16 protein-coding genes are annotated in these 18936 nt (G+C 65.8%); 7 read left to right on the forward strand and 9 right to left on the reverse strand.

What is annotated here, in order from left to right; translation table 11 throughout:
• Positions 1-169 precede the first annotated feature (169 nt).
• From AB3X99_RS08295 to AB3X99_RS08305, 3 genes are all read left to right on the forward strand, one after another.
• Positions 170-496: a DUF4148 domain-containing protein gene (locus AB3X99_RS08295; RefSeq protein ID WP_201697350.1), complete on the forward strand. Its 327-nt coding sequence runs from the start codon at positions 170-172 to the stop codon at positions 494-496.
• Between the two features lie 459 nt (positions 497-955).
• Complete coding sequence (locus AB3X99_RS08300) at positions 956-2683, forward strand: IlvD/Edd family dehydratase (RefSeq protein WP_069261646.1); 1728 nt, start codon at positions 956-958, stop codon at positions 2681-2683.
• A 17-nt stretch (positions 2684-2700) separates the two neighbouring features.
• Complete coding sequence (locus AB3X99_RS08305; RefSeq protein WP_368616619.1) at positions 2701-3624, forward strand: dihydrodipicolinate synthase family protein; 924 nt, start codon at positions 2701-2703, stop codon at positions 3622-3624.
• Here AB3X99_RS08305 and AB3X99_RS08310 read toward each other — a convergent pair whose 3' ends face one another.
• Positions 3625-4437 (reverse strand): DUF2968 domain-containing protein, encoded by an 813-nt coding sequence (locus AB3X99_RS08310; protein ID WP_069261647.1) that lies wholly within the window; start codon positions 4435-4437, stop codon positions 3625-3627. It abuts the gene before it with no gap.
• A gap of 130 nt (positions 4438-4567) precedes the next feature.
• Positions 4568-4888 carry a hypothetical protein gene (locus tag AB3X99_RS08315; protein WP_069261648.1) on the reverse strand — a complete coding sequence of 107 codons (321 nt, stop codon included), beginning with the start codon at positions 4886-4888 and terminating at the stop codon, positions 4568-4570.
• Between the two features lie 290 nt (positions 4889-5178).
• Between AB3X99_RS08315 and AB3X99_RS08320 the strand changes: the two genes are divergently transcribed.
• Entirely contained in the window at positions 5179-5901 is a 723-nt protein-coding gene (locus tag AB3X99_RS08320) for a peptidoglycan DD-metalloendopeptidase family protein (protein WP_342946779.1), read from the forward strand.
• A 153-nt stretch (positions 5902-6054) separates the two neighbouring features.
• Positions 6055-7059 (forward strand): low-specificity L-threonine aldolase, encoded by a 1005-nt coding sequence (gene ltaE, locus AB3X99_RS08325; protein ID WP_368605445.1) that lies wholly within the window; start codon positions 6055-6057, stop codon positions 7057-7059.
• Between the two features lie 86 nt (positions 7060-7145).
• Here the strand turns inward: ltaE and AB3X99_RS08330 are convergent, their stop codons facing one another.
• A complete protein-coding gene (locus AB3X99_RS08330; protein ID WP_083245022.1) occupies positions 7146-8498 on the reverse strand; it encodes an MFS transporter in 1353 nt (450 codons plus the stop codon).
• A gap of 603 nt (positions 8499-9101) precedes the next feature.
• Between AB3X99_RS08330 and AB3X99_RS08335 the strand changes: the two genes are divergently transcribed.
• A complete protein-coding gene (locus AB3X99_RS08335) occupies positions 9102-11555 on the forward strand; it encodes a glycogen/starch/alpha-glucan phosphorylase (protein ID WP_368616620.1) in 2454 nt (817 codons plus the stop codon).
• Positions 11556-11610: 55 nt separating this feature from the next.
• Here AB3X99_RS08335 and AB3X99_RS08340 read toward each other — a convergent pair whose 3' ends face one another.
• On the reverse strand, positions 11611-12027 hold the full coding sequence (locus AB3X99_RS08340; protein WP_368616621.1) for a DUF6232 family protein: 417 nt from the start codon (positions 12025-12027) through the stop codon (positions 11611-11613).
• A 167-nt stretch (positions 12028-12194) separates the two neighbouring features.
• Here AB3X99_RS08340 and AB3X99_RS08345 point away from each other — a divergent pair, with 167 nt between their 5' ends.
• Positions 12195-12536 carry a zinc ribbon domain-containing protein YjdM gene (locus AB3X99_RS08345; RefSeq protein ID WP_368616622.1) on the forward strand — a complete coding sequence of 114 codons (342 nt, stop codon included), beginning with the start codon at positions 12195-12197 and terminating at the stop codon, positions 12534-12536.
• 159 nt (positions 12537-12695) lie between these two features.
• Here the strand turns inward: AB3X99_RS08345 and AB3X99_RS08350 are convergent, their stop codons facing one another.
• From AB3X99_RS08350 to phnL, 5 genes are all read right to left on the reverse strand, one after another.
• Entirely contained in the window at positions 12696-13871 is a 1176-nt protein-coding gene (locus AB3X99_RS08350; protein ID WP_368616623.1) for a porin, read from the reverse strand.
• 503 nt (positions 13872-14374) lie between these two features.
• Positions 14375-15490, reverse strand: coding sequence for a succinylglutamate desuccinylase/aspartoacylase family protein (locus AB3X99_RS08355; protein WP_342946776.1), 1116 nt, complete (start codon positions 15488-15490; stop codon positions 14375-14377).
• 244 nt (positions 15491-15734) lie between these two features.
• On the reverse strand, positions 15735-16502 hold the full coding sequence (locus tag AB3X99_RS08360) for an ABC transporter substrate-binding protein (protein ID WP_368616624.1): 768 nt from the start codon (positions 16500-16502) through the stop codon (positions 15735-15737).
• Positions 16503-16979: 477 nt separating this feature from the next.
• Entirely contained in the window at positions 16980-18113 is a 1134-nt protein-coding gene (locus AB3X99_RS08365; RefSeq protein WP_368616625.1) for an alpha-D-ribose 1-methylphosphonate 5-triphosphate diphosphatase, read from the reverse strand.
• Positions 18114-18159: 46 nt separating this feature from the next.
• A complete protein-coding gene (phnL, locus tag AB3X99_RS08370; RefSeq protein WP_176732806.1) occupies positions 18160-18930 on the reverse strand; it encodes a phosphonate C-P lyase system protein PhnL in 771 nt (256 codons plus the stop codon).
• Positions 18931-18936: the final 6 nt, after the last annotated feature.

Here is an 18936-nt window from a genome sequence, read left to right on the forward strand (position 1 = left end):
TTGGAATCGTAAGGTGAGTCCGCAGGGCTCACCTTTTTTTATTACTGAAATCGCAATGGTGTTTTGACGAATTAGGGTTTTCCCTAGCGTGATCGGACGCCTACACTGTAATCAATCGCTGACGAACACGGTGTTCTGAAGCGGAAATAAAACAGATGGAGGTCCGATCATGAACAAGCTTATCCCCGCAGTCGTCGTTGCCGCCGCGCTTGCCATCCCAGCAATCTCGTTCGCCCAGTCGAGCGAACAAGGCCTGACCCGCGCCCAGGTGCGTGCGGAACTGGTTCAACTCGAGCACGCTGGCTACAACCCGTCGGCTGACCATGTGAACTACCCGGAAAACCTGCAGGCCGCGCAAGCGCGCGTGACCCAGGAAAAGCTCGCCGCCGGCGACACCAGCGGCTACGGCGCTCCGGCGGTCGGCACGTCGCAGTCGGGTGCCGCGGTGCAACCGGCGCAAGTCGCCCCGAACCAGCGCATTTACTTCGGCCACTAAGCCCTGACCGAACGGAACCGCTTCAGGCGGTTCCGGCAAGCTACCCCCTGTAGTGAGTTGTCGCTGTACGCAGTCAGTTGTTGCAGCAGAAGTAAGCAGTGAGTGCACTAGAAGTTGCAGTTGCAAGACGCAGTGAGTGGTTGCAGTAGAAGGTGCAGTGTGCAGTTGCAGTACGCAGTAGGTGAGTTGTTGCAGTCAGGAAGTACGCAGAGAGCAGAAGGTAGTTGAAGTTGGCTGGCGCAGTGAGAGGTGCAGCCGTGCAGTAGCAGAACGCAGTAGGCAGTACGTTGTTGCAACAGGCAGTCCAGCACGGGCCGGTCTCCACCGGCCCGTACTTTTTTGTGGCGCGCTTTGTCCATATCTAAGGACGCCATACCGAACATTGACGGGTCCGAACGTCACTCCTATGATCGGGCGGCAGTTTCCCTGAAGTTGCCCCGCTACAGGAGACGCCCCGCCATGACCCGCTCCCCCCGCAAGCCCTTGCGCAGTCAGGCCTGGTTCGGCAAAGCCGACAAGGACGGCTTCATTCACCGCTCGTGGATGAAGAATCAGGGCATCCCTCACGACGCGTTCGACGGCCGCCCCGTCATCGGCATTTGCAATACGTGGTCGGAACTCACGCCGTGCAACGCGCATTTTCGCGAACTCGCGGAGTACGTGAAAAAAGGCGTGTACGAAGCCGGCGGTCTGCCACTCGAGTTTCCCGTGATGTCGCTCGGCGAATCGAACTTGCGGCCCACCGCGATGCTGTTTCGCAACCTCGCCTCCATGGACGTCGAGGAGTCGATTCGCGGGAATCCGATCGACGGCACGATTTTGCTCGTCGGCTGCGACAAGACCACGCCGGCCTTGCTGATGGGCGCAGCGTCGTGCAACTTGCCCGCGCTCGCCGTCTCCGGCGGCCCAATGCTCAACGGGCGTTTCCGGGGCCATGAGATCGGCTCGGGCACGGGGGTGTGGCAAATGTCGGAGGAAGTGCGCGCGGGGACAATGTCGCAGGCCGAATTCGTCGAAGCGGAGTCGTGCATGAACCGCTCGCGCGGCCACTGCATGACCATGGGCACGGCGTCCACGATGGCCTCGATGGTCGAATCGCTGGGCATGGGGCTGCCCCACAATGCGGCCATTCCCGCTGTCGATGCGCGCCGCCAGGTGCTCGCGCAACTCGCCGGGCGGCGCATCGTCGAGATGGTGCGCGAGGACCTCACGATGTCGAAGATCCTCACCCGCGCGGCGTTCGAAAACGCGATCCGCACCAACGCGGCCATCGGCGGCTCGACCAACGCCGTCGTGCATCTGATCGCGCTCGCGCGGCGCATTGGCGTGCCGCTTTCGCTCGATGACTGGGAACTCGGCTCCGATGTTCCGTGCCTCGTGAATCTGCAGCCTTCCGGCCATCATCTGATGGAGGACTTTTATTACGCGGGCGGTCTGCCCGCGGTGCTGCGGCAACTGGGCGAGCAAGGGCTGCTGCATCGGGACGCGTTGACGGTCAACGGTAAAACCCTCTGGGAAAACGTGGCCGACGCGCCGAACTACAACCCCGAAGTCATCACCTCGTTTGCGCAGCCGTTCAAGCCCAAAGCCGGCATCGCCGTGCTCAAGGGCAACCTCGCGCCCGACGGCGCGGTCATCAAGCCTTCGGCCGCCACGCCGGCGCTGTTGCGGCATCGCGGCCGCGCGGTGGTGTTCGAGAACGTCGAGGAACTGCACGCGAAGGTCGACGACGCATCGCTCGATATCGACGAGCACTGCGTCATGGTCCTCAAAGGCGCCGGACCCAAGGGCTATCCGGGCTTCGCCGAGGTCGGCAACATGCCGCTGCCGAAGAAGGTGCTGCAAAAGGGCATTACCGACATGGTGCGCATTTCGGACGGCCGCATGAGCGGCACGGCGTATGGTGCGGTCGTGCTGCACGTGTCGCCCGAAGCGGCTGCGGGCGGCCCGCTCGCGCTCGTGCGCACGGGCGACATGATCGAGCTGGACGTCGCGGCGCGGCGCCTGCATCTGGAAGTCTCCGACGCAGAACTCGCGCGCCGCAAGACCGAGTGGACGGCGCCCGAGCTGCCCGAGCGCGGCTATTACCGGCTTTACGTCGAGCACGTGCTGCAGGCCGACAAGGGCGCGGATCTGGACTTTCTGGTCGGCGCGAGCGGCGCGGCCGTGCCGCGCGACTCCCACTGATCGCGCAGGAGCACACGATGAGCGCGCCAGCCAAATCCGTCGGTGCGATCGCCGGCATCTACCCGATCCTCTATGCGTACTTCGATCGCGATAACCGCCTCGACCGCGCCGCCATGCGACGCCAGGTCGAAGCGGCCGTGCGCGGCGGCGCGCCGGGCATTGCGGTGCTCGGGCTCGCGACCGAGGTCGACAAGCTTTCGCGCGCCGAACGCGAGCAGGTGATCGGCTGGGCGCAGGAGGACAGCGGCGGCGCGCTGCCGCTCGCCGTCACGGTGAGCGGTCCCACGGTTCAGGCGCAGCGCGAATTCGCGCAACACGCGATCGAACGCGGCGCGGCATGGCTGATCCTCCAGCCTCCCGTGCGCGCTCACGGCGAGCCTGCGCAATCCGAATCGTTCTATTTCGACTTCTTCGCTGACGTGATGGCAGGGCTCGACGTGACGGTCGGCATACAGAACGCGCCAGAGTATCTGGGCGTCGGGCTCTCGCCGGGCAGTTTGCGCGCGCTTGCCGCGCAATGCCCGAACTTCCGCGTGCTCAAGGGCGAAGGCCCGGCGGTGACGATCGCCGAAACGATCGCGCAGATCGGCGACCTGATGCCCGTGCTCAACGGCCGCGGCGGCCTGGAATTGCTCGACAACCTGCGCGCCGGCTGTGCGGGGATGATCGTCGCACCGGACTGCTTCGACTGGCAGCAGCAGGTCTACGCCGCGTATTGCGCAGGCGATCTCGAGCGCGCACAAGCCCTGTACCAGCAGGTGCTGCCCGCCATCGTCTTCGTCATGCAGTCGCTCGATACGCTGATTTGCTACGGCAAGCGCATTGCGGCGTGGCGCATGGGCATCGACGTCGACTATGAGCGCGACGTGAAGCTGGCGCCGAGTAGTTTCGGCCTCGAAGCCGCCCGGCGATTCGCGCGGCAGCTCGGCCCGCTCGCGTGATCAGCGCGCATGCAGATGGGGCACGCCCTCGCTCGTCGCGACCTTGAGCTGATGCAGCGCCCGGTGCGCCTTGTTCAACTGGGCCTGCGCGGCAATGCGCTGCGCCTCCAGCTGAGCGACGTCCTTCCGTATCTGGTGCTGGCGGCCCGTCACCGTCTGCTCTTGTTCCGCATGGCGCTGCAGATCCACGCGCAGGCGTTCGGCCTGGGCTTCCGACTCCTCGATCTGCCGTGTGAGCTCCGCATTTTGCGCGACGAGTTGCACGCGGCGCGTTTCGCCGTCGGCGAGGCGCGTGGCTTGCTCCTGCATCAGGTGAAATGCCGAGCCGGCCGCGTCGAGGTCGTTGGCTTTCAGCGCGCGCCACAGTACGCTTTCTTGATGGAGCGCGACGAAGTAGCCGAGCGTGGGCGGATGGAAGAAGAGGCTGACCGTATAGGCGAAGCAGCGATAGACGCGGAAGGTCAGGAGCTCGTCGGCAGCGTGGAGCGCTTCGAATGCGGCGCCGTCGGCGATCTGCACGGGGCGGCCATTGAGGTGCGCGGGCATGACCGGCACCGGATGGAGTGTGGACACTGGCCGAGGCCCGCCGGCGCCTTCGGGCTGCACGGCTGCGCCTGCGGAAGGCTCCCCGCGCGACTCGACCTCGACGGGAGCCTCGGGCGGCGTAACGGTGGGCTCGGGCGCGGATTGCGAGACGCGGCTCGCGGCTTCGCTTGCGACGGCGCGCTGCGTGGCGGCATCATGGGCGACGGCCAGGATTCGTGATGGCGCGCCAGAGAGCGCGGTGTTACGGCGGTTCAGAATGGATTTCACGGCGGTTCCCCCAGTTTGGCGCGCCAAAAACAAGGCGCTCCGCGCGCGGCAGCGTGGCACACGGGCGCCGGCGCGCAGGCAAATGGGGCGGGCGATGCGGGTAGGGCGCCGTCCGCTCCGGGTTCGCGTACTAGTGAAGCAGGCGAGGCCGGCGTGCGATGTCGTCGAAGAGCGCACGGCCGGGCTCGAGCGCGAAAAGCCAGGTTTCGTCATAGCCGCTCAGCGTATCGAGCGCGTCGCGCAAGCGCTCGATGACTACGGCGGGAATTTCCACGGACGCCTCGGTGGCGCCGGAAAGCCGTGCGATGCTGGCGTGCTGGACCAGTTCGTCGGCGGCTTCGGCCACGTCGGCCGCAAAGACGAGATGGTTGTTCAACAATTCGACGAGGCCCGGCGACGACGTGACATCTTCGACGTTGAGCTGCAGCGAAAGAAAGGTGGCTTTGTTCATTCTCGGATCCCTCAGGGCCATGGGACTGCAGCGAGAGGCCTTTCATCTGATTATCGGGTGACGCGTGAACCAGTATAGGCGTAGACCCGCGCAAACGCAGGCCGGGCGAGCATGCCGGCGAAAAAAGGCGGCTGGAGCATGAACGATATAATGGGGGACGTTCGCCATTTCCGGCTTATTCCGTCTTCATTCGCGCGGAAGGTGGCGCGCAAGCGAACGCCTGCGGCCCGCCGCGCACTCCACATGCGTATTTTTTCGTCATACGCGAGGACCAAGCGAGGAACAGCAAGATGAATCGACAACGGCGAAACCCGGGCGCGTATGCGGCGCTGGCCGCCCTCACGCTCGTCTGCAGCGCCTGTAGCAGTACCTTCGCGCCATGGGAATCCCAAAGCGCCCCCCCAATGTCCACGAGCGGCGTGCCCGCGGGCTACTACCGCGTCAATCCGGGCGACACGCTCTCGCGCGTCGCCGGGGCCTTCGGCCAGCGTCCCCAGGACATCGCGAGCTGGAACCAGCTGCCTTCCGCCAACGCCCAGATCCTGCCAGGCCAGGTGCTGCGCGTCGCGCCCCCGCCCAACTACGCAACGGCTGCGCCGCAGGCGCAGATGCCTGGCGGCGCACCGGCCGCCGCTGGCGTAGCCATGCCCGCACCCGTTGCGCCGGGCATCGCGCTCGCGTGGCCTGCGCGCGGGCCGATCCTGCAGCGCTTCGTGCCGGGCAAGTCCACTGGCATCGTGATCGGCGGCTCGCCCGGCGAGGAGGTCAAGGCGGCCGCCGCCGGCCGCGTGGTCTACGCCGGCACGGGTATCGAGGCCTACGGGCCGCTCGTGATCATCAAGCACAACGACCAGGTCGTGACGGCCTATGGCCGCAACGGCAAGCTGCTCGTGAAGGAAGACGACGCCGTGTCGCAAGGCCAGCCGATCGCGGAAATGGGCACCGGCGGCGTTCAGTTCGAAGTCCGTAGCGACGGCAAGCCCGTCGATCCGCTGCCGCTGCTCGCGCACTAGCCACGGCGAAAGCGCGCTCCGCGCCCGGCCCGGCATTGCGCTGGGCCGCCGTTTGAAAATACACTCGATGGTTCCACGCCGCACGGGCGCGCGCCCGACCAGGCGCGCGCCCGTGCGTCCCGCGCGTGCTTCAACCACGAGGATTTCATCGCAATGATCGACCTGCGCAGCGACACCGTCACCCGTCCGAGCGAAGCCATGCTCGCCGCCATGACCCGCGCCGAAACCGGCGACGACGTATGGGGCGACGACCCGACCGTGCTGCGCCTGCAGGCGCGCGTGGCGCAAGAGGCGGGCAAGGAGGCGGGACTCTTCTTCCCGAGCGGCACGCAGAGCAACCTCGCCGCGCTGATGGCGCATTGCGCGCGCGGCGACGAGTACATCGTCGGCCAGGCGGCCCACACCTATAAGTACGAAGGCGGTGGCGCGGCCGTGCTGGGCAGCATCCAGCCGCAGCCGCTCGACAACGCCGAAGACGGCTCGATCCCGCTCGAGCGCATCGCTGCAGCGATCAAGCCGTTCGACGACCATTTCGCGCGCACGCGTCTGCTCGCGCTCGAAAACACCATCGGCGGCAAGGTCCTGCCGGCGGATTACGTCGCGAAGGCCACACGGCTTGCGCATGAGCGCGGCCTCGCCACGCACCTCGACGGTGCGCGCGTGTACAACGCGACGGTCGCCTCGGGCCAGCCGCTCGAGGCGCTCACGGCGGGCTTCGACTCGGTGTCGATCTGTTTTTCGAAGGGGTTGGGCACGCCGGTGGGATCGGTGCTGGTCGGCAGCCGCGCGCTCATCGACGCTGCGCATCGCTGGCGCAAGGTGCTGGGCGGCGGTATGCGCCAGTCGGGCGTGCTCGCGGCCGCGTGCCTTTACGCGCTCGATCACAACGTCGCGCGTCTCGCCGACGACCATGCGAACGCCGCGCGTCTCGCAGCCGGTCTCGCGCAGATCGAGCAGGTGAAGGTGATGTCGCAGGCGACGAACATGGTGTTCGTGCAGTTCCCGCAGGAGCACTGCGCGCCGCTGGAGGCATATCTCAAGGAGCGCGGCATCCTCACGCAGATGCTGTACGCGTCGCGCTTCGTCACGCACCTCGATGTGACGGCCGCCGATATCGACACGTTCGTGGCGGCGGTGAAGGGCTACTTCGCGCGATAAGCCGGTAGACGGGCTGGCGAAGGCGCGCTTTTCCCGCGTGCCTTTGCGTCAGACTTCAGCCGTCCGCACGGACCGCATCAATCGCATCACCCGCGCTGCACCGCCCGATGCGACGGCGCGAAAAGCCGCAGCCCGCTCGCAATGGCCGCCGCGCCCGCAAAGGCGCAGCCAAGGCTTAAGGCGAGCGTCGGGCCGTGCCGGCCCACGATCTGGAAGCACAGCGCCACCAACGCAGCGCCCGTAGTCTGCCCGAGCAGACGCGAGACCGCGACGGTGCCGCTCGCGCCACCGCTGCGCTCGGGCGGCGCGCTCGCCATGATCGCCCGCAGGTTGGGCGACTGGAAAAAGCCAAAGCCCGCGCCGCAGATCGCCATACGCACGACGATGTCAGTCACCGTGGGGTGCGCGGGCAGCAGCGCCAGCGACGCCATGCCGGCCGAGAGAATGGCGAGCCCGATCGCACCGAGCAGGCCCGGCGGATAGCGGTCGGAGAGGCGCCCCGCAATGGGCGCGGCGGCGGCCACGACCACGGGCCAGGGCGTCATCAGGAAGCCGGTCTCCACCTGGCTGCGCATCAGCACGGTTTCGAAATAGAACGGCAGGGAGACGAACGCGAGGCCCTGCGCCGCGAATGAGCAGATCGCGGTGACCGACGAAAGCGCGAAAACCGGCCGGCGGAACAGATCCACGGGCAGCATGGGCGCGGGATGGCCGGCTTCGCGCCGGATCAGCAGCGCGCCGAACACCAGCGCCACGACGGCCGCAATGCCCACTTCGATGCCGGGCGCGCGCTGCGCGGCCTCGCCGAGCGCGAAGATCAGCGCCGCGAACGTAATCACATTGAGCACCGCCGCGACGGGATCGAAGGCGTGCTTGCCGCGCGCCGTCTGCGGCAGCGCGGGCAGCGCGAACACGAGCGCGAGCACGCCGAGCGGCACGTTGATCGCGAAGAGCCACGGCCAGGTGCCCGCGGAGAGGATCAGCGAGGCCATGGTCGGACCCACGGCGAACGAAACGCCCACGATCAGCGCGTTCATGCCGAGCCCGCGCCCGAGCCGGTGCGGCGGGTAGAGAAAGCGGATCAGCGCCGTGTTCACGCTCATGATGGCGCTCGCGCCGAGCCCCTGCAGCACGCGCGCCCCGGCGAGCGCGGTCAGCGTGGGTGCGAGCGCGCAGGCGAGCGAAGCGACCGTGAAGATCGCGAGGCCGCTGATATAGATACGCCGGTGGCCGATGATGTCGCCGAGCGCGGCGAGTGGCAGCAGCGTGGCGACCATCGCGAGCTGGTATGCGTTGATGATCCACACCGAGGCGGCGGGGGCCGCGTGCAGGTCGGTGGCGATGGCCGGCAGCGCGGTGTTGGCGATGGCGGTGTCGAGCGTGGCGAGCGCAACGGCGAGCATCACCGCGCCCATGGCGCGGCGGTTCTTCGCGGACATGGGCGCGTCGGGCGGCTCGATATCGCTGGTGTTGCGGGTTTCGCGCGCCGCGGAAAAGGTTTCGGACAAGACAGTCTCGGGCGGATGGACGATGAAGGCTGCGGCGCGGGCCGCGCGGACGAATTTTGCGATTGTTACAGAGCCCGCCCGGTTCTGCAGGGGAAGCCTCAGGGCGTGGGGTGACTGTAAGGCCTTGGGTAGCACTCGATCGTTCACCACGGCTCAGCAATCGCAACTAACCGCAAAGCCCGTCACGCGCAGACGTGACGCCGCGCTGCGCGCGCGCAACCCACCGCATGGCAAGGGATCGAGGCGGACGGCGGGTTCCGCGTGGCCGGCGGCCGTGCTCCGTGCCCGGCTGGCGCGCCGCCGCACGCCATTTGAAAATGCACTACTCTGCAAATTGATCTGCGCTCGCTGGCGAGCGGTGCCGGCCTTTTGCGCCGCGGCGCCGACGCTTCATTGTCCCGTTCCGTCACGTGCGGCGCAGGCCCAGAACAACCGCGCGCCCTGCACCTTTTATGGGCGCGCCGCCATTTCCGGCGCATTGCATGGGACCGCACCAGGCGCTCGTTGCCAGGTGTGGTCGACAGGAGTCAGTAGATGACAGCCATCGGTCTCGAGTTCGATCAGTTGCAAAGCAGCGTCGAAGCGCTGCGTCGTTCCCTCTCCAATCGCCTGATGTACGGTGTCGGCAAGGACGCCGTGACAGCCCGTCCGCAGGACTGGCTGCATGCCGCGGCGCTCGCCGTGCGCGACCGGCTCGTCGAGCGCTGGATGATCACCACGCGCCGCCAGTATGATCAGGACGTCAAACGCGTCTATTACCTGTCGATGGAATTTCTCATCGGCCGCACATTCTCGAACGCGCTGATCGCGCTCGGCATCCACGACCAGATGAAAGAGGCGCTGGCGAGCGTGGGCGTCGACATGGACACGGTGCTCGACTACGAGCCCGACGCGGCGCTCGGCAACGGCGGTCTCGGCCGGCTCGCGGCGTGCTTTCTCGATTCGATGGCGACGCTCGGCATTCCGGGTTTCGGCTATGGCATTCGCTATGACTACGGCATGTTTCGCCAGCAGGTCGTGAACGGCGAACAGGTCGAAGCGCCCGACTACTGGCTGCGCTATGGCAATCCGTGGGAGTTTCCGCGGCCCGAGGTCCAGTATCCCGTGCGCTTCGGCGGGCGCACCATGCAGCGCAACGGCCATGTGGAATGGGTCGACACGCAGCACGTGAACGCCATGGCCTACGACACGGTCATTCCCGGCTACGCCACTAGCGCGACCAACACGCTGCGGCTGTGGTCCGCGCGCGCGGACGAAGAACTCGACCTGTCGGCGTTCAACCAGGGCGACTATCAGCGCGCGGTGGAAGCGCGCAACATCTCCGAGAACGTCTCGCGGCTGCTCTATCCCGACGACTCGACGATGGCCGGGCGCGAACTGCGTCTGCGCCAGGAATACTTTTTCGTCTCCGCGACGATGCAGGACCTGATTCGCCGCTACCTGCGCACGCACAGCACGTTCGGGCGCTTCTCCGAAAAGGTCGCGGTGCACCTGAACGACACGCACCCGGTGCTGGCCATTCCCGAGCTGATCCGTCTGCTCGTGGACGTGCATCATCTGCCGTGGGACGAGGCGATGGGCCACGTGCGCCGTGTGTTCTCGTACACCAACCACACGCTGATGCCCGAAGCGCTGGAAACCTGGGACGTCGAACTATTGGCGCGCCTCTTGCCGCGCCACCTCGAAATCATCTTCGACATCAACGCCGCGTTCCTGCGCGAAGCGAGCGACCGCGGCGCGCACGACCTCGACCTGATCCGCCGCATCTCGCTCGTGGACGAATACGGTCAGCGCCGCGTGCGTATGGCCTATCTCGCGATCGTCGCGAGCCACAAGGTGAACGGTGTCTCGAAGCTGCACTCGCAACTGATGACGCGCGATATCTTCGCCGACTTCGCGCGTCTCTTTCCCGACCGCTTCACGAACGTGACCAACGGCATCACGCCGCGCCGCTGGCTCGCGCAGGCGAGCGCGCCGCTCGCGCGCCTCGTGGACGAAGCGATCGGGCCGCGCTGGCGCAGCGATCTCTTCGAGCTGGGCGCGCTGCGCAAACTGCGCGGCGACGCGTCGTTCGAAGCCGCCTTCCGTGCGGCCAAGCGCAGCAACAAGGTGCGCCTCGCACATCGCGCCCTGCAGCGCACGGGCATCGTCTTCAATCCCGACGCGCTGTTCGACATGCAGGTCAAGCGCATTCACGAGTACAAGCGCCAGTTGCTCAACGTGCTGCACGTGATCACGCGCTACAACCGCATTCTCGAAGCGCCGGAGCGTGACTGGGTGCCGCGCGTCGTGCTGTTCGCGGGCAAGGCCGCGTCGGCGTACCGCATGGCGAAGATGATCATCCACCTCATCAACGACGTGGCCACGAAGATCAACAACGATCCCGTAGTGGGCGATCGGCTCAAGGTGGTGTTCGTGCCGAATTACGGCGTGAGCGTGGCCGAGGCGCTGATTCCCGCAGCGGACCTGTCCGAGCAGATCTCGACGGCGGGCACCGAAGCGTCGGGCACCGGCAACATGAAGCTCGCGCTCAACGGCGCGCTCACCATGGGCACGCTCGACGGCGCGAACATCGAGATCGGCGAGGCCGTGGGGCAGGACAACATTTTCATCTTCGGCCACACGTCCGACCAGGTCGATCAGCTGCGTTGCGCGGGCTACCGGCCGCGCCAGGTCTACGAGGAAAACGCCGAGCTGCGCCGCGCGCTCGACCAGATCCGTATGGGCTTCTTTTCACCGCACGATTCGGCACGCTACACGGACATCTTCCACACGCTCGTGGACTGGGGCGACCACTACCTCGTGCTGGCCGACTACTCGGCCTTCATCGAGGCCCAGGACGCCGCCGACCAGCGTTTCATGGACGTCCCCGCGTGGACCGCGAGCGCGATCGAAAACGTGGCGGGGATGGGGAAATTCTCGTCGGACCGTGCGATCGCGGAATACGCCCGAGATATCTGGCACGTGAAGTCGATCGAGATGGAGTGAGGGGCGAGCGCCCGCGGTGCTTCCGGCAGTACTTCCGGTAGTGCTTCCGGCGGTATCAGGGCGCTGAGGGCCGCGCCGTGCCGCCTTCGGCCTGCGCCGCTTGCGCGGCCTTGGCGATGCGCACCGCTTCCTGCACACGTTCGAGGAATGCCGGGTCGAGGCTCGCGACCGCCTCGCGCGATTCTCCGCCCGTCACGACATAGAGCCGGTGCACGGCTTCCTGCCAGAGCCACGCGAGCCAGCCCACCACGATCACCATCACGCCGCACGCGAGACCGGACGCCGAGCCGAGCACACCACCCACGACAGCGCCGGCGGCGCCGACCAGGCTGATCGCGATCGGCACCACGCGGCTGCGCCGCCCGATGACGATACGCACGTCCTCGATGTCGCGCATGGGGAAGACCTGGCCGGCTGCGGAAAGCGCGTTGCGCGTCACCGAGACGGCGGCTTCGTTGAAAGGGAGTTCCATCGGTTCGATCGCTGCGAGGTGAGAGAGCGCAGCGTACCAGAAGCGGGGCCAGGGCGGGGTCGCGGCGGACATAACGTCGCAGGCCGCACGCATGGCGGGGTGGGCCGTCTGCCGGAGCCGCTATACTTGCGCGCTTTTAATGCCCCCGTCGGCACCAGGGATTCTCCATGAGCGCACTGCCACGCTGTCCGAAATGCAATTCCGAGTTCACCTACGAAGACGGTGACGTCTACATCTGCCCGGAGTGTGCACATGAATGGTCGGCGCTAGCCACCGCGTCGGCTGAAACAGCGGGCAAGGTGTATCGCGATTCGGCCGGCAATGTCCTCCAGGACGGGGATACCGTCACGGTCATCAAGGACCTGAAACTCAAGGGTTCGGGTGGCGTGATCAAGATGGGCACCAAAGTAAAGAATATCCGGCTGGTGGACAGCGATCACGATATCGATTGCAAGATCGATGGCTTCGGCGCCATGAGCCTCAAATCGGAATTCGTCAGGAAGGCGTGACGAAAGGCGTCGCGCATCGACTGCGATGGACCAAAAAAAGCGGGGCATCCCAAGGGATGCCCCGTCCGGTAAGGCGCGGCGCGCAGCGCGAGCTGCGGCGCGCCGAGCAGAGCCGGCGCTATGAGTCGCCGGCCGCCGCTGTTGCGCGAGTGACGCTGCTTAGAACTTGTGGCGGATACCGACGCGAACCGCGACTTGATCCTGCGAACCCGTGCCCGACGGCTGGAAAATGTTCGAGCCCGAATCGCCGATCTGCGCCTGAACCTTCTGGCCGTTCGCGAGCGTGCCCGATGCGTCCTGGTACGACACGAGGCCGTAGACGTCGGTGCGCTTGCTGAGGGCGTAGTCGAGCGATGCGTTGACCTGGTTCCAGTGAGCCGTCTGGCTGCCCGAGGTGCGCGAGTACGTGTAGCCAAGGCCAGCCGCGAGAGCCGGCGTGAAGGCGTACTTGCCGCCTGCTTCGTACGCGTTGTAGAGCGTCGACGAGCCGGCGATCGGCGAAAGCAGCGTGTTGGTCCACAGGGCCCACAGCGTTGCCGGGCCGACGATGTAGCGGCCACCGACACCGAACGAGCGCGTGTCGCGCAGCGTGCCCTGTGCAACGTTGGCGATCGTGGTCGTCGTCGACGGCGTGGTCTGGCCCGGGTACGTCTGGTTGAAGTAGGCAGCGCCGATGCTGAACGGGCCGTAGCCGTAGTTCGCGCCGAAGCTGTACGCGCGCGACGAGCCGGCGATCGGGCTGGCCGCCGGACCCGTTGCCGGTGCGCCGGCGAACGAGGTCGAGTTCGAGAAGCCGTACAACGCGCCGAACGTGAAGCCCGAGAAGTTCACGCTCTGGAACTTGACCGCGTTGTTGATGCGGCTCGACGTCAACTGGTCGATGTCGTTGAAGTGGTACGCCCAGTTACCCGAAACCGTGTTGCCACCGGTCGAGTACTGCGAGCCGAGAATGTCCGTGTTGAGCGAGTATTGACGGCCGAACGTCAGCGAACCGATGTTCGACTGCGTCAGACCGACGAATGCTTGACGGCCGAACATCGCGCCGCCCTGGCCTGCCGTGCCGTTACCGCTGTTGAAGCCGTTTTCGAGCACGAAGATCGCCTTCAGGCCGCCGCCCAGGTCTTCCGTGCCGCGCAGGCCCCAACGGCTGCCCTGCGCCACGCCGTCACCGTACGAGAACTGATGCGAACTGCCGTTCGTACCGTTCGAGTTCTTCACGTTGCTGATGTAATTCACACCCGCGTCGATCACGCCGTACAGCGTTACGCTGCTTTGTGCGTGGGCAACGCCTGCGATCGAGGCCAGAATAGCGGTGGTCAGAATTTTCTTATTCAACTGTTTCTCCGGGTAAAGGACGAGATGACTACTCCGGCCTCTTATGGGCCGGTCAATGCGACGGGCTGCAATTTAAGGGTCGATAACGAAAGGAATGTGACAGTAAGACTTTGTAGGCAAAATGTCGCCATTCTGTTGTGTGGAAGCGACACACGGGTTGCACCCGCGGAGAGCGGCGCCCGAAGCCCGTCGTTATTGGCTTCGCGGGCAATTTTCCTGTCAATTTGAAAGACTGGACTGCGGCAATCGGCCTTATAAGAATTTTTCCTAAGCTTTCTTCTATTTGCCGGGTTAAGCCATCTTTTGAACCTGACTTCAAGCTGAGTTTGATTCATTTCAAGGGCGCATTAACGGCCCGATCAATGCGCGCTTTACACGTCTGATTGCCATCGATTCATCGAAGCAGAAAATTAGTTAACCGAAATAATTGAAATAACCGGGAAACGCCTATAAAAAAGGCTCGCACCTATGGCGCGAGCCCTTTTACGACAAGGCGTTGCAGGTTACAGCGAAAGAAGCGAGCCGCTGCGAATGGGCTTTTCGCCGGCAATGCGTGCGACTTCCATGCCGGCCGTGGCGAAGCGCGCGCTATGGCGTGCATACATCACGCCGCTCACGCCCGCGTGCAGCGTCGTCACGGTGTCGGCGAGCGGGTCGATGACATCGGCAATGGCCGCGCCGCGTTCCACCCACGTGCCGCAATCCACGCGAAACACGAGCACGCCGCTGGCAGGCGCCACGATCGGCTCCGTGCCCGCGAGCGGCGTGGCTGCATGGGCGAGTGGCGGCAGCGGCGCGGCCGTGCCTTCGATGACGCCGCGCCCGATCAGATAGTCGACGATGGCCTGGGCGTCGTGCTCTGCGAGCTCGTGCGAGACGTCGCGCTGGCCGCGCAGCTCGACCGTTACCGAAATCGAGCCGTGAGGGATGGGGAAGCGTGTGCCGAAGTGCTCGCGCAACTCCGACCAGCAGAAGCTGTGAATCTCGTCGAACGGGTTGCCGATCGAGTTGAGCGCGAGGAGCGACGCCTTGGCATCGAGATAGCGCGCGAGCGGCTCGACGTCGGACCACAGCTCGGGGTTCGTGTAGATGTGCATGGCGGCTTCCCAGTCGCAATGCAGATCGAGCACGATGTCGGCGTCGTACGAAAGGCGCTGGAGCGCGAGGCGCATCGAATCGAGTTCGGTTTTCGGCTTCTGAGCGGCCAGCGCTTCGCCCATGGCCGCACGGATGGCCGTGCGGTTCGCGGCTTCGTCGGGCCCGAGACGCGCCTCGATGCTGGGCAGCACGAGCGCGGTGAGCTCGTGGAAATTGCGGTTGAAGTTCTGCGCCGTGTTCGATTCGAAGCGGCCGATCATATGCCCGAGCCAGTGCTGATTCAGGCCCACGGGGTTGGGCACCGGCACGATCACGATCTCGCCGCGAAGGCGGCCCGCAGCTTCCAGCTCCGCGAGCTTGCGGCGCAGCGCCCACGAGACGAGCATGCCCGGCAGTTCGTCGGCGTGCAGCGAGGACTGGATGTAGACCTTGGGACCGCCGGCCTTGCCGTAGTGGAAACTGGCAAGTTCCCGCGCGGTACCGAGGGCGGGCGCGATCAACGGGTGGTTTCGGGTTTGCATGATGGATGCGCGAGGCGCGGCGGCCCGCAAAGGTGTTGGAGTGAACGATGGCCCCGTAAGCATATGCAGGGGGCCATATACCGATCTTAGCCGATTCGACGCGCCGCCGGAACCGGCGCGCGCTCACGCGCCTGCGGCATCGTCTGAAAGTATGGAGTCCGAAATAAAAATCCGGAAAAGAAAAAGCCCGGACACAAGGCCCGGGCTTCGCGCGCCGCGATGCAGCGCCGGCGCGATGTGGTGCTTAGCTGCCGTACACGTCGAAGTCGAAATACCTGGATTCGATCTTTTTATAGGTACCGTCCTTGATCATGTCGGCGATGGCCTTGTCGATCTTGCCCTTCAGGTCGGCGTCTTCCTTGCGCAGGCCGATGGCGGCAGCGCCCGTCGGGATTTCCTTGCCGGCGAACTGGAAGCCAGCGCCGCGCGGCGTCTTCAGGAAGCCCAGATCCGCCTGCACTTCATCCTGCAGCGCAGCGTCCAGACGGCCCGAGATCAGGTCGGCGTAGACCTGGTCCTGGTTCTGGTAAGGAACGACGTTCACGCCCTTCGGTGCCCAGTTTTCCTTCGCGTAGGTTTCCTGGATCGTGCCTTGCTCGACGCCAACCGACTTGCCCTTGAGCGAGTCGGCCGTCGGGGCGAGGCTCGAGCCCTTCTTCGCGACGAGACGCGTCGGCGTGTTGAACAGCTTCGCCGAGAAGGCGATCTGCTGCTCGCGCTGCGGGGTGATCGTCATCGACGAGAGCACGCCGTCGAACTTCTTGGCCTTCAGGCCCGGGATCATGCCGTCGAAATCTTGCTCGACCCACACGCACTTGGCGTTCAGGCGCTTGCAGATTTCGTTGCCGAGGTCGATGTCGAAGCCGACCAGCTTGCCATCGGGTGCTTTGGATTCGAACGGTGCGTAGCTGGCGTCAACGCCGAAACGCACGGTGGACCAGTCCTTCGCATGGGCGACGCCGGCCGAGACGGCGAGCACGGCAACCGTGAGGGTGGCAAGCAGTTTCTTCACTATGGGTACTCCTCGAGATGGTTCAGGGCGCGCCGCGTGCGGTTGTGCCGCCATGGCGCATTTCCCGGCGCGGCTCGCGCCGGATTATTGTTGGACCTGCCAGCCTGCGGCCAGCGAAGCGCGCGCAAGCTTACCAGGTCAAAATTGCTGCGTCGCTAGTGTAATACCGGATAGCGGGAAAGGGTGCCGGTAAGTGTACGCCCGTGCGCTTGTACGATTTAACGCAAAGCCTTGTGGGGCAAGGCGAACGGGCCAATGGGGACAGGCCAATGCGGGGGCTTGGGATGGGCTGCGCGATGCTCTGCCGCAACAGTCGGAAGAATGCGATGCCGCGCGGTCGCGGCATCGTCAGCAGTCTGAATGGAAATTGAAATCGATTCGACGGCGCGCCGTTGGTTTTCGGCCCGAATAGGGCCAGACAACGCGCCGTTTTTTGTCGCGGTGCAGCAACGAATCGGCTGCACCGCGTGGACGACGTCAGACTATGCGCACGCCCGCGCGCCACGTCGCGCGCGGCACGGGCAGCGAATCGAGCATCGTCACCCGCACGAAGTCCGCGCGCAGGCCCGGCTCGATCGCGCCGCGATCGTGCAGGCCCGACTTGCTGGCGGGTTCCCACGAGACCGTAGCGAGCGCGCGCGGCAGCGTCCAGTCGGCCTTGGTCACGAGGTCGAACGCGGCGGTCAGGAGGCTCGACGGCACGTAGTCGGACGAGAGGATGTCGAGCAAACCGGCCTGCGCCAGCTCCAGCGCCGAGACGTTGCCCGAGTGCGAGCCGCCGCGCACCACGTTCGGCGCACCCATGATCGTCGCGATATCGCGCTTTTTCGCTTCCTCGGCGGCCACGCGCGTGGTCGGGAATTCGGCGAGCACGATGCCTTCGGCCGCGGCCTGCTCGACGTGCTCCACGAGCGTGTCGTCGTGGCTCGCGAGCGGGATGTTGCGCGTGCGGCAGCGCTGCACGATTTCGAGGCGGTGCGCGTCGGCGTAGCGTTCCTGCTCCGTGGCCATTTCGGTGAGCATCGTGTTCGTCTGCTCGTCGGTCCACTTGCCGTGGCGCTCCTGAAATTTGCGCCATTGCTCGCGGTCGTGCCACTGGCGCTGGCCCGGCGTGTGGTCCATCACCGAGGCGAGGCGCAGCAGCGGGTGGTCGCTCAGCATGTCGAACAGCTCGATCACGTCTTCGGTGGCGATTTCGCAGCGCAAGTGCAGGAAGTGCTCGGCGCGCAGCAGGTTGCGCTCGGAAAAGCGCGTGAGCGCCTTGGCGCTAGCGAGCTGCACGTCGCGGCCGCGCACGCCCACGGCCAGGCGCGTGCCGATGGCCAGCGCGTCGAATACCGTGGTGATGCCGGCGGCGGCGATCTGCGCGTCGTGAATCACGAATGCGGCGTCGGTGTTCCAGTGCACGCCGGGGCGCGGCGCGAGGTGCTTTTCCAGGTTGTCGGTGTGCAGTTCGACGAGACCGGGCAGCAGGAAGTCGCCCGCCCAGTCTTCGGCTTCGGGCGCGGCGGTCGAGCCGCGCGAGATGTCGCGGATCTTGCCGTCTGCCACGCTTAGCGTGCCGGTGAAAACGTCGTCTCGCGTCACGATGCGAGCGTTCTTGATCAACATCGTCAGGCTCCGTATCAGATATCGGTTTGCGCCGTTCAGGCGGGTTTCAGGCTGCGGCGCTGAGCGGCGCTTGCGCGCGCGGCGCGCTGAGTTCGAGTACGCGGGTGGCGACGCGCTGGCGCGTGTCCTCGTCGTGGAATACGCCGACAATCGCCGCGCCGCGCTCGCGCGCTTCGCCAATCAGGCTCGCGACGACTTCGCGGTTTTCCGCGTCGAGCGAGGCCGTGGGTTCGTCCAGCAACAGCACGCGATGCTGCGCGATCAGGCCCCGGGCGATGTTCACGCGCTGCTGCTCGCCGCCCGAAAACGTGGCGGGCGCGAGCGGCCAGAGGCGCTGCGGCACGTTCAGGCGTGCCAGCAGCGTTTGCGCGCGCTCGCGTGCTTCGTCTTCCTCCACGCCGCGCGAAACGAGCGGCGCGGCCACGATGTCGAGCGCGCTCACGCGCGGAATCACGCGCAGAAACTGGCTCACGTAGCCCACCACGTTGCGGCGCAGGCGCAGGATGTCGTGGGGCGCTGCGCCCGTGATCTCCAGATGCTCGAGCGGCGCGCCCTCGTCGCGGATCGCAATCGAGCCGCCGCTTGCGAGATAGTTGCCGTACAGGCAGCGCAGGAAGGTGCTCTTGCCCGCGCCCGAGGGCCCGACCAGCACGATGCATTCGCCGCGCTCCACGTCGAGCGACACGCCCGCGAGCGCTTCGATGCCGATGCCGCCCTGGCCGTGCAGCGTGAAAGTCTTGCGCACGTCTTCGGCGCGCAGCATGAGCGCCGGTCTTTCGAGGAACGCGCGCGTGCCCGGTGATGAGTTCAGAGTCATGTCTTT

The organism is Paraburkholderia sp. BR10882, from assembly GCF_040948855.1.
GTDB lineage: Bacteria > Pseudomonadota > Gammaproteobacteria > Burkholderiales > Burkholderiaceae > Paraburkholderia > Paraburkholderia nodosa_A.